The 11,984-nt window shown below is 38.7% G+C and carries 11 protein-coding genes and 1 pseudogene; 6 read left to right on the forward strand and 6 right to left on the reverse strand.

Features of this window, described 5'->3' with window-relative positions:
• The first annotated feature begins 47 nt into the window (after nucleotides 1–47).
• Nucleotides 48–893 (forward strand): ABC transporter substrate-binding protein, encoded by an 846-nt coding sequence (locus tag HRT50_RS00755; protein ID WP_291610334.1) that lies wholly within the window; start codon nucleotides 48–50, stop codon nucleotides 891–893.
• A 28-nt stretch (nucleotides 894–921) separates the two neighbouring features.
• Nucleotides 922–1,503: a hypothetical protein gene (locus tag HRT50_RS00760; protein WP_291610336.1), complete on the forward strand. Its 582-nt coding sequence runs from the start codon at nucleotides 922–924 to the stop codon at nucleotides 1,501–1,503.
• Between the two features lie 159 nt (nucleotides 1,504–1,662).
• Here the strand turns inward: HRT50_RS00760 and HRT50_RS00765 are convergent, their stop codons facing one another.
• Entirely contained in the window at nucleotides 1,663–2,973 is a 1,311-nt protein-coding gene (locus HRT50_RS00765; RefSeq protein ID WP_291610338.1) for a dipeptidase, read from the reverse strand.
• 280 nt (nucleotides 2,974–3,253) lie between these two features.
• On the opposite strand from HRT50_RS00765, the gene HRT50_RS00770 reads away from it, so the two are divergent.
• Nucleotides 3,254–3,961 (forward strand): hypothetical protein, encoded by a 708-nt coding sequence (locus HRT50_RS00770; protein ID WP_291610340.1) that lies wholly within the window; start codon nucleotides 3,254–3,256, stop codon nucleotides 3,959–3,961.
• Between the two features lie 18 nt (nucleotides 3,962–3,979).
• On the opposite strand, the gene HRT50_RS00775 is transcribed toward HRT50_RS00770, so the two are convergent.
• Entirely contained in the window at nucleotides 3,980–4,528 is a 549-nt protein-coding gene (locus HRT50_RS00775) for a hypothetical protein (protein ID WP_291610341.1), read from the reverse strand.
• A gap of 87 nt (nucleotides 4,529–4,615) precedes the next feature.
• On the reverse strand, nucleotides 4,616–5,314 hold the full coding sequence (locus tag HRT50_RS00780) for a HupE/UreJ family protein (protein WP_291610343.1): 699 nt from the start codon (nucleotides 5,312–5,314) through the stop codon (nucleotides 4,616–4,618).
• 224 nt (nucleotides 5,315–5,538) lie between these two features.
• On the opposite strand from HRT50_RS00780, the gene HRT50_RS00785 reads away from it, so the two are divergent.
• Together HRT50_RS00785 and HRT50_RS00790 are read left to right on the forward strand one after the other, a co-directional pair.
• Entirely contained in the window at nucleotides 5,539–7,440 is a 1,902-nt protein-coding gene (locus HRT50_RS00785) for a winged helix-turn-helix domain-containing protein (protein WP_291610345.1), read from the forward strand.
• A gap of 402 nt (nucleotides 7,441–7,842) precedes the next feature.
• Nucleotides 7,843–7,986 carry a hypothetical protein gene (locus HRT50_RS00790; protein ID WP_291610347.1) on the forward strand — a complete coding sequence of 48 codons (144 nt, stop codon included), beginning with the start codon at nucleotides 7,843–7,845 and terminating at the stop codon, nucleotides 7,984–7,986.
• A gap of 351 nt (nucleotides 7,987–8,337) precedes the next feature.
• Here HRT50_RS00790 and HRT50_RS00795 read toward each other — a convergent pair whose 3' ends face one another.
• Nucleotides 8,338–9,336, reverse strand: a complete 999-nt coding sequence (locus tag HRT50_RS00795) for a transposase (RefSeq protein ID WP_291610349.1) — start codon at nucleotides 9,334–9,336, stop codon at nucleotides 8,338–8,340.
• A 392-nt stretch (nucleotides 9,337–9,728) separates the two neighbouring features.
• Between HRT50_RS00795 and HRT50_RS00800 the strand changes: the two genes are divergently transcribed.
• Nucleotides 9,729–10,346, forward strand: coding sequence for a PEP-CTERM sorting domain-containing protein (locus HRT50_RS00800; protein WP_291610351.1), 618 nt, complete (start codon nucleotides 9,729–9,731; stop codon nucleotides 10,344–10,346).
• Nucleotides 10,347–10,557: 211 nt separating this feature from the next.
• Here HRT50_RS00800 and epmA read toward each other — a convergent pair whose 3' ends face one another.
• Together epmA and HRT50_RS00810 are read right to left on the reverse strand one after the other, a co-directional pair.
• Nucleotides 10,558–11,535 (reverse strand): elongation factor P--(R)-beta-lysine ligase, encoded by a 978-nt coding sequence (gene epmA / locus HRT50_RS00805; RefSeq protein ID WP_291610353.1) that lies wholly within the window; start codon nucleotides 11,533–11,535, stop codon nucleotides 10,558–10,560.
• Between the two features lie 373 nt (nucleotides 11,536–11,908).
• Nucleotides 11,909–11,984 (reverse strand): annotated as a pseudogene (locus HRT50_RS00810) (elongation factor Tu); the annotation flags it as partial.

Raw genomic sequence — 11,984 nt, forward strand, 5'->3', positions numbered from 1 at the left:
CTAGCGCTTACTATTATCACTAGCTCTTTAGCTATAGAATATAGCCCATGATAAAAATCCCTATCAAGCTATTGCAGCTTAGCCTCATATTTTTCTTACTATGGTCAAGTATTGCGATTAAGCCAGCCCAAGCAAAAACCTTAACGGTTGTCTCTGATGAGTGGTGCCCTTACATTTGCGATGATCGTGTTTTACCTGGATTCTTGGTTGAAATAGTCAAAGAGATAGCTAGAGACAATGCTCTAGAGGTAAAGTTTACCTTAATGCCGTTAGCACGAGCATTAAACCTAGCTCAAAAAGGCCAAGTCGATATATTACTTGCCTTAACCTCGCAACATATTGCTGATCTTCAATTGCAGCAAAGCCAGTTAAGCTTTGGCTGCTTATATAATGATTTTTATGTAAGAGCTGGTAACCCTTGGCGCTTTCAGAGTATCGCTCACTTATCCGCGACCTTAAAAGACAATGCTATTTTAGGTACCATTAATGGTTATCATTATGGTGAACAGCTAAATCAGTTACTTAGAAGCAATACTGCACATGTATTTCCAGCCAGTGGTAACTCGCCCCTAGCAAAGCAATTAAAAATGCTGCAAATGGGCCGATTAGATATTTTGTTAGACTCTCGATTTACTGTGCAATACCAACTGTCAACACTGACCAAATCATCGATTATTTATGCGGGTAGTCAAGGGGACTTGACCCCATTATTTTTAGGCTTTTCATCTTTACTCAGCAAGGAGCAAGTTCAGCTATTTGATAACGGCTTAATGACACTTAGACGAAGTGGTAAGCTAGACACTATATTAGCAAAATATGCTCTGACCGACTGGCAACAGCAAGCACCAACTAGCAGCCGTAATATTTCACTCAATAGAAAACCGACTATCTAGGCCCGCACATTACTTTTAAAGGATTAAAATGCATTTCATCAAATCAACACTGCTTGCTAGCGTCGCTAGTTTACTACTATTAATGACAACGTTCGTCCAAGCAGATGTCACTTATCCGCCCTTGAATAAACATCAATGGACTTATGATACTGACCCTTATGGTAGTGAAGCTATTATTAATGAAAAACTTATTAGGCACGGCGGTATTTGGATAAAATTCAAACGTGTTCCGCGAGTGGATGAAAAACGTAATTCATGGGTTGAATTGATTCATAAGTTACCTACAACTTCTTTAGCAGGTCATCAGAAAATACGTTTAACCTACCAGTGTGATATTCCACTTATCATTAAGTTATCACAGCAAGAATACGGTAAAAATGGCGACCAAAGTTATGCCCATTACCAAATAAAGTTACCCGCGTCTAAGCAGTGGCTTACCAAGGAAGTTGCTTTAAAAGATTTCTACCGTCCTGATTGGACACCAGCTAGCTCGAAAGATTATGGTTTATTACCTGAGCATATTAATGCCATTTATTTAACACCAAGTATGACAGATAAAGATGGCGGTGAAGCGATACTACAAGTTCGCGCCATTGAACTATTACCTTAGGTAATGACATTACCACTGAGAATAATGGACTTAGAGGGTACTCAATTTACCCATATCAATGCTCCGCAAGCAAAGTGATTGGCAATTATTAATTTACAAAGAAGTCCTCATTTACCTTAGTTAACCTAAGATAAATGAGGACTAATAACACTTTAAAACTTAATGCTGTGCAGCATAAGCCTCTGCAGCTTGCCAAACGCGCATAACATTACCTGAAAGGATTTTGGCAATATCTTGCTCGCTATAACCACGCTTTAACAAGCCTGCAATCAAGTTAGGATATGAAGCTACATCTTTTAAGTTAGTAGGTAAACTATCACCAACACCATCATAATCAGAGCCAATACCGACATAATCTATACCAACTAATTTCACCACATGGTCAAAGTGATCAAGCACATCGCTTAAGCTAGAAAAAGGGTATGGATTGCTAACTTTGTATTGCTCTTTAAACGCTTTTACCTCATCACTATTTTTCTCAAGGTCGTTTTCAGCGATAAACACTTTTATCGCTGCTTTGCGCAACTTACCGTAATCAATAGCCGCTTGTGAAATAAAGCTAGAGCCAAAGTTTATTTGAATCACACCGTTATTTTTCGCTAGCGCTTGAATCATCTCATCACTCATATTACGTTCAAAATCGGGAGTAAAATGACGGGCTGAAGAATGCGAAGCAATAACTGGAGTCTTAGTTATCGCCATAACATCATAAAAGGCCTCATCTGAGATGTGAGAAACATCAACCATGACACCAATATTATTCATTTCTACTACTAAAGTTTTACCAAAATCTGTTAAACCGCCTGCTGGGCGATTTTCATCATAAGAGGAGTCAGAAATGTGGTTCGCTTTTGAATGCGTTAAAGTGATATAGCGAATACCGCGCTCAAAAAAGTGTTGTAGGTTGGCTAAATCACCTTCAATCGGGCTACCATTTTCCATGCCCATAGGCAGCGAAATAATACCCTTAGCAAAGTTAGCTTCAATATCAGCCGTTGAATAAGCTAAAGCAAATTTATCTGGTGCCGCTTTAACTATATTTTCAACCATAGTGATCAATTTATCAGCAAGCGCTTTACTGCCACCAGTTCTCTCAAACTTAGCTGGAATATAAATAGACATAAATGGGGCATCTAAACCACCAGCAACTGCTCTTGGAAAATCAAAATCGCCATGTGCTGTATGCTCGGCAACGTTTTCAAATTCACTTTCTAAACGGTACGGCACATCAATATGGCCATCAGTAATAATGTATTTTTTAGCGATTTCTTCGGCTAATGCTGTATGGTTGACTTCAGCAACTTGTTCTACCTGTTGAGCTGACTCAACGACCTTACTGGTAGTTGGAGTTACTGAATTAGTATCTTGGCAACCACTAACCACTACACCTAACGATAAAACCACACCAGCCATTAATGGTGATAATTTAAAAGGTAAATTTTTAACAGACTTACTGCTTATTTGATTCATTATTATTATCTTTTCGCATTTAAAAAATTACTTTGCCAATGCTAAGCGTTAATGTCAAAGCAAATGAGGGCAATAGAGGGCAATAGAGGCAAAATAGAGTTTATATAAGCTGAATGGGAATATTTTATTAAACCTATAAACAAATTATGTTGCTAAAAAGATGAATGTAAGTGCAAATAGCGGCTATAAGAGCAGAAAAGTAAGCTAAGTTGTTGCCTATATATTGTCATGTTAAGCTCAATCAAAGCAGCAGTAATAGAAGAAAAATCCACAACGACTTATGAAAACCTCATTCATTGATTACACTCAAAATAAAAACTGGCTAAATGATGCACATAAACAGGCATTACTTAAGTTAATTTCTGCCAGCTTTAACGACGTTGATGCTGAGTATTACTTTAACAAGTACTTTGTTGCTAACGATGTCTTTGCTCGAAAGTTAAGGTTGTACTTTGCTCAAAATGAAGTGGTCGGTTATTGCTTAATAAATTTTAGTCAAAGTGGCAAGAATGTATTAATCAGGGCATCCGCAGCTTTTTACCCCCAATATAGAAAAGGTGGTAATACTTTTATGTATTCGATGAAGCAGGCATTTATCTGCTGGTTGAAAAGCCCGAGACAAAATATCTATTACGCCGATACCATGTTAAGTCCCGCTATGTATCGCGCTATGGCTAAAAAACTCGCCATTATTTGGCCAAACGCTAATGGCAAAGAACAAGCAAAGCAATTATTTGAGCAATTTAATAAAGACGGCTTTGACAGCCCTGTTTTAAAAGTGCCTTGTCTAGTCACGGCTGGCCGCGCTAGCAATTATAGTGCCCAAGAAGTAGCAAATTTTAAAACAAGTGATAAAGAAGAAATTAACTTCTATTGCCAGCTAAATCCTGAATTTGCTAAAGGCACGGCACTTTTTGTTATTATCCCGGTAACTTTAAAACAGTTTTTTCTCACCGGGATAAAGTTGTTAACGCCTTTTTATCGATAACTCGCTAATTCGTAGTCATTATTTTTTTAATCCAATAACGCTATATTCACCGCTAACGGTAAGTTTAACTGTGATTGCTTTATCTGATGTGTTTTTCCAATACCAACCATGAACACCAGTAAACGGTGTGGTAAAGCTACCTTTCATTTCAGTTAAGGTGGCAATGGCATAGCTTTCATAATAGCCCGTGGTATCGCCCTCTGGCTCGCCATGTAAATCAAAAAACAATGGCTCACCACCTGTTTGCCATTGATACTGCATTTTCTTAAATTGTGTCATGGCAAACTTATACTCAACACCACGACCTGCTGGGACAATAACTTCAATGATATCGCTTGCATCTTTCTCTGCAGCTGGCTGTCCAGTTTGCTGAGCCTTAGTAGCTGAAGAAGCGGCAGCAGTAGCCTCTGGGTTAGCCAAAGCCGTTAAACCCAATTTAGCGCCAATGCCTGTTGGATCGATATTATATTCGGCCGGTAAAATAAAGCTAATCAGCGCTAAGCCGGCAATAAGCAAAGCTATAACGGTCGATTTGAGCAATGCTTGGTTTGATAAGGTATCTTGCATATCTATTTCTCTTCTCTTTATGTCTGAACGCTAAAATGACTGATTGCGTTCATTGAATAATTGATTAACTTAACTAATTTATCTAACTTAACTGGTAAAGTAACCGGTTAACTGAAAACCAATAAGCATAAAGCCTGCGCTCATCAATAAGGTATTACTTGCCGTGGAAAATTGCTTAAATGAAGGATGTTTTCGCCAAAAACTTATAACAAGTAAGATGAAAGTTAATGCAGCAAACTGCCCTAACTCTACCCCTAAATTAAAGGCGATTAAATTGGCAAATAAGCCATCTTGTGGCAGTTGAAACTCTTGTAATTTTGTCGCCAAACCAAAACCATGAAAAAGCCCAAAGATTAGTACCGCTGCTTTTGCATTGGGACTAAAGCCTAACGTGCGCTGAAAACCGCCTAAGTTATCAAAACCTTTGTAAACAACCGATAAGCCAATAATGGCATCGATAATATAGGCATTTACTTGTATGTCCGACAACACACCAAAGAGTAAGGTTAAGCTATGACCCAAAGTAAACATACTGACATAAAGCAGAATATCTTTACTCTTGTATAAGAAGAAAATAACGCCAGCTAAAAACAACAAATGGTCATAACCGGTCACCATATGTTTAGCGCCAATATACATAAAGGCAAAAAACTGTACGCCGGTATTATTTTGTAAAAACAACCGGGTACTTTCATCAACACCGTGTGCCATGGCATCAAAAGCGCTTAAGCCGACCAGGCAAAAAACCATAATAATGATGGCTAAGCGATTACTACTTGAAAACATTCATGACTCCGCTAACTTCAGCATGCTTTGCCTGATTAAAAAATTATATCGTCGACAAAACAAACAAGGTAAAAATAATGAAAATAATGACTACATCATGCCAGTAAAATTCAGAGTGACAAGTCTTTAAGTCAAAGTTGTCATAGTCCAAGTGGCAATATATTTAAACAAATTACTCGACCGCTGTGAAAATACTAAGCAGATTAATAAATTAACCACTTGCTATGACGAATCAGTTAAGATGTTTACGAAACAATTATTCAGGCACCTTCTTAAATACCATGCGCTATAGCTTTAAAAACTTTGAATTTGACAGTGACAGTTTAGTGCTAAGACAAAGCGGCCAGTCATTGGCCATTCGCCACAACGAGGCAAAAGTACTCACACTCTTACTTGGGCAAACAGACAAGGTATTCAGTAAAGAAGAAATATTATCACTGGTTTGGCAAGATAAAGTAGTTTCTGAACAAGCGGTATTTCAAAATATCAGTCATTTAAGAAGTTTATTTGGCAATGGCGCCATTAAAACCTTTCCTAAACGCGGCTACCAATGGCAGTTAGCCGTTGAAGAGCTATCAACCGCGACTCAGATCACTCCACAAAAGTCATCCGCCACTACTGTGACTGCATCACCAACTAGCTTAGCAAACACTTTTCCAAGTAAAACACAGAGAAAAATCAAGGGTTATTGGCCATATGCGCTCTTGGCCACAATAATGCTTATTGTCATTATTGCTATAAATTTTCAAAATAAACCTGCAATAGAAAACAAAGTTGCACTGAAGAAAATTGCTTATATTCCTATTTCGTCCGCTCAAGATGGCGATAATTTTACCCTAGCAGATAATGAACATTTTGATTTCACTGCCTTAAACAACATTACCACTGATGAATTTCATAATAATCTGGAGTTAACCTATCCAGAGTTAGCAAAAATACATCCGTTGATATTAACCGCACAGATGCGTCGCCACAATCAACACAGTTATATCGATTTTATTGTTAAAGGCCCATCTGGTGATTGGCAAGGACAGTTATCCGGCGTTTCAAGCAAAGAAGTAATTGAAAAACTGCAAAAACATTTACAGCAGCAAGTTATTTATGACTTGCTTAACACGGCACAAGCTCCTGAGCTGAAACAAGCCAACTTATCTATCGCCCATCAAAAGTCACCTAACGACCTCATCATCTTAGGCGCATTAATCAATGTCTATATCATGATGGATGAACTGGAAAAAGCCATGGTAATGGCCGATAAGTTAGCCAAAATTTCTGCACAACAAGGCAACTGGCAGCAACTAGGTAATGCTTTGCTTTTTCAAAGTAAAGTACTTACCCAGAAAGACCTCTATGAATTAAGCTCTCATAAACTCACCACCGCTATTAGTTACTTTGAACAAATTGGCGATTTAAAACGTCAAGCTGATGCTTGGTTCGCCCATTCATGGCTTGATCACCAAGAAGACAACTATCCTGCAATTAAAGATAGTTTACTAAGGTCTGCCGACTTATCGTTCAAAGCTAATGATATCCCGCGCGAACTAGACGCCCTTACTTACCTATCAATACTGGCCTATAAACATAGTAAGGCAGGCGATAAGTACTTGTACTTACAACAAGCCGAAAATAAGATGAAAAGCTATCAACTGCCAATTTATCATTTTGCTAAAATCCCCTTTCATTATGCTTTTTTTGCTAAAACGCCCTCGGATAAAGAACCCCACTGGAAACAAGTACTTGAATATACCAAATTGACCCCAGATCATTGGGTCGCCCAGTCTAGTCGAAAAGCACTCATGCGCCATTTCATTAAGCAAAACCGGCTAAGTGAAGCGAAAGTATTAATTGCCAATGTGACTACGGATAATGCCGAAAACTCTTATCTTAGAGCCTTATTAGCCCAAGCAATGTTAGATGCAAAACTGTTTAATCACCATGCACAACGTACTTTTGAACAAGCTCGACTGGCTGGCGAAACACGGCAGAGTCTAGACGTTGCTCTGCTATTATGTAGTGAACCCAACACACAAGTTAATTACGATTTTTACTCTCAATATATTCAAGATAATGCCAATAAATACTGGCGACGTGATAATAAAGAAAAATTATTGGCACTTAATTTTTAGCTTGCTCTACCTTTTCAGTTCAATCTTGATGCTTGATATTTATCGATAGGCTTGATATTTATCGATAGGCTTGGAGTTTATGTTTCCTGCTTGGCGTCGCGGTGGCGACCACACCCAAGGGGCGACGTACCTTGGAACCCCTGCGACGCCCTACTCAGCAGAACATTCAATCACCATCTAGCGTAAGCCACGATTCCTGCCGATTTATCGTCCATGAACAACGGCAGCCCTCGACATCGTGTCTCGAGTAGAGGCCTACCCTTGCTAGTTGGTGATTGAATTGCTGAGATGGGATTTGGAGTGTTTAGCACGGATAGCTGAAATAACAGTTGTCATCCCCGTGGTTACTTAGTCGGGGATCCAGTTCTTAGTGACATGGATTCCCGATAAAACACTTCGGGAATGACAGTTAAAAGTACCACTATAGCAGCCAGCACCAAGTCTGCTTCTTCAAACGCCGGAGTGAAGTACAATATTCACGTATTGCCATCATGGATGATGGCAAAAGCAATGTGGCACATGACGGTACAGCATGTACCTTATTAGAAAATGCAGGAGCATATTGTCCTGATGTGCCTTCATTGCTGTTACGTCAAGAATTGTTCTGAATGCAGGATTACGTTTGATGTAGCAGCGCCGAGGGAGTCCAAAGAGCGGAAAAAAGCGGGACATCCATACTTTAAAAAAGAAAAAAGCGGGACATCCATACTTTAAAACAGCTAAATTATCATCGCGATAACAGCAAAAATGTCTATTCAAAAACCGGCTAACTAATTACCCCCTTAGATTATCACTTTGCTGCGATAAATCCCTTCTAAATACCAGAATAACTTAAATTTCAGCCACATAAAAGCTAACGATAAATCGCTTTGATGTTAAGTTTTGATGATAGATGCCTTATTGAAAAATGTCAGCCTGCTGTCGGTGACCGCTTATCCATCGCTTACTTGTGTGAGCAGCAAAGGTTGATAGTTCAGTTACCGTACCGACCGCTTGATGATATTGTTTGCCAAAGTGTTGCGCGAGTTGTAGCCAGTCCTCACTGTTTAACCCTAGTTGTTGTAATAGTGGAAATGTTTGTGTATTCAAGTGCCCTCCTTTATCTTCCCTGATTATTTTTCCCGTCTCTTCCACCAAGGTTAAGTAATCTAACAATGAGAATGAAATTCCTTTTGGTGATTGCTGATGTTCATTACCAATAAAACCAAGTAAAGGCTTAACAATAAAGGGGAACTGCGCTTTATTATCAATAAAGCTGGCTTTGTCGTGAATACGCTCAAAGATAGAGGTATATTGCGCACTTTGTACTGAATCAGCCATTTTTGCTCTAATGGGATTTAAATCGACATAGGCCATACAGGCTAATACTGCTTTTTCATCGAGTAATGCTTGAGATTTAAAGCGCCCCTCCCAAAACCGGCCTTTGCAATTATCTTCTTGATTGGCTTTGCGGGCGATATATTCATTCAAGTTGCGCATTAACCACGATAAATCAGCTAAACGCATACGCCATTTATTGATAATCTCGTTTGCCTTATCAATCTCAGCTTGGCAACTACTTTGTCCTTTTTGTAAACGCTCAACGAGTGGGTGGTTATGGTAAAGCTTTTGCCAACGCTCGCATACCTCTTCATCACTCCATGCCATAGCTTCACTTTCATCAACATAAACAACCAGATGATAATGATTCGACATCACCGCATAGGCAGCGACATCAATCGAAAAAAGGGACGTTAAAAAACGAATACGGTCAACCATCCATTGCCTACGGTGTTCATAACTTTGTTTGCTATAAGCATCTTCACCGCAAAGGTAGGCACGGCGAACACAACGTGAAATTAAGTGATAATAACGGGTATCTTGTAAAGACACTTGCTTACTGCGTGATTGGGTCATAATAAAACCTCTTCTCTTGGTTGTTATTTAACCATAGTAAAAAGGCGTTATTTATTCAACAAAGTATGGATGTCCCACTTTGTGACAAAGTATGGATGTCCCACTTTGTGACAAAGTATGGATGTCCCACTTTGTGCTCACTTTGTGTCCCATTTTTTGGGTGGCAGTATTTCCAAAGATTTTTACCTTGCTACATTCTCGTTTAAATATTGTTTGATAAATCGAAATTATATCGCTGATTAATGTCTATTAGTGTTTATTTTCTTTACACTACTAATTCCAAAGACTACTGAGAAGTACATAACAAACTGATTATAATAAGAATAAAATAAACGGAATGATTTTTGCTTACTTCGGCAAGATTACAAATATACTTAACGGAATAAATATTAATGACTAAGTTTTTAATTACAACCTTAGCTCTTTTTTCAATGGCTACCCTTAGCCTGAATGCACATGCAACACTTATCAACTTTGATGGAACGTCAACAGTAGGTAACGACTCTGTTCTTGCCCCTTACTTTGGTGGTTCATCAACGGTTCTATCTATCTCATTAAATTTTGAAATAGCAACAGGCCAAAAGGTTAATGAATCAGTAGGCTCAAACTCAGCATCTGGTGAAATCACATGGAATGATGGTCAAGAACGTATATTTACAATAGATTCATATTATTTAATCAGCAAGTCAAACAACGGTTTTATATCCTTTAATTTTAATGGATTTGGCCCTGATATTAATGGAAAAAATATGGATGATTTCATATTGCGTGTAGATATTGGTGAAAATCCTTTTACTTCTAATCTATTGTTTTCTGATGCTTTGATTGGTAAAAATGTTACAAATCGAGCAGGGATTAGCAATGGTAATAGCATGTCTTTCCGTACATTTGGTGAGAGTGAGGGTAACATCACTGTAGCAGTACCTGTGCCAGCTTCAATTTATCTTTTTGGTCTGGGAGTAATAATACTTTCCCTGCGCAAGAGGCATAATCGCGTATCCCCTTTATAAAATAAAGGGTTTAGATAAGAGTCAAATTAAATGAACTATGCTTTTGTGTAGTTCCTTTGTTTTACCTATATAATAAGTAAAATAGGCACATGTTCTGAAGATCCTAATTATAGTCTTGTTCAGACTAAAGGACAATATTTTCACACGTAGCGCTCTTACAAAATGCAGTAGTAAACTCGACATGGCGTATCTCGGGTTTGTTTTATTTCCATCAAGCTCTCTCTATTGAAAAACTCTGTACTTCACTTATATTTTTGATATCAAGCGCTAACATCACCAGTCTATCAACACCTAAAGCAACCCCCGAACATTGTGGTAACCCATGCGTTAATGCCGCGATGAAGTTTTTATCAATAGGCTTAACAGGCAAGCCTTGAGCCGTTCTTTTAGCATTATCTTCTTCAAATCTAACTTGCTGCTCGTTAGCATCTGTTAATTCATTAAAGCCATTAACTAGTTCGATACCCCGGTAGTAACATTCAAATCGTTGAGCTACCCGTGAATCGTCGATTGAAACTCTGGCCAGTGATGCTTGAGCTATGGGAAAATCATAAATAAATTGTGGTTGGTCGACGCCTATTGTTGGTTCAATGATCTCGGTAAAAATAAACTGCAACAACAGGTCTGCGTTTTGCATTTCAATTAGCCAGTCCGCACTTTTATGGTACTTATTTAATAGCTCAACAAGCTCATCAAAACTTGCTGTTAATGGATCAATAGAGACGGTTTGCATAAATATATCTTGGTAACTTGATAATACCGCCTTATCCCCCCCTAAAACGACTTGCAGTAACTCAGCCACCTCATGCATCAAATCAAACTGGTCAAAGCCAATACGGTACCATTCAAGCATCGTAAACTCAGGGTTGTGGTTGCGGCCTGACTCTTCATGACGAAATGCCTTAGCGATTTGAAAAATACAGCCATAACCGGAAGCAAGCAACCGTTTCATATGAAACTCTGGCGAAGTTTGTAAGTACAAATCAGCTGACTGATCAGCCGGACTCTCGGCTAAAAAGTTATATTTACAGGTGAAGGCATCTAAATATACATCAGTCACTGTGCCCTGAGATAACGCGGGGGTTTCAACTTCAATAACTTTTCGCTCAGCAAAGAACTGTCTAATTTGTTGCAAAACTTCCGCGCGTTTTTGTGCATTTTGCCAAGTGAGTGTGGTTTGCCAAGTCATGTGAGTTCCTACGAGAGATCTTGTTAGTTTACTTAATTACTGGAATATCCAGACAATGCATTTAGGAGAATATGCTCAGGATAATTGCTCCTGCATTATCTAATAAGGTACTTCCTGTACCGTCTGCATTCTCTAATAAGTCACATCCATGTAACGTCCGCTCAGAAATTTCGGAAATGACGACGGATATTATAGTGCGGATTTTAAGATCAAAAAAGGCCGCGTTAGCGACCTTCTTTAGATATTGATAGATTAATTTGCTGCTAGGTGCAGTCTTAACAAAGCGGAAGCATGGAGTTGACGTTAGTCAATGAGTACTTCCAATGCCGTTAAGACAAATTCTAGCGCAAATTACTTATCAATAAGTTATCAACTACTTGTCTAGGATTGTAGAAACAACACCAGCACCAACAGTACGACCACCTTCACGGATTGCGAAGCGTAAACCT

It is taken from the genome of Colwellia sp., from assembly GCF_013215345.1.
In the GTDB taxonomy this organism is placed as follows: Bacteria; Pseudomonadota; Gammaproteobacteria; order Enterobacterales; family Alteromonadaceae; genus Colwellia.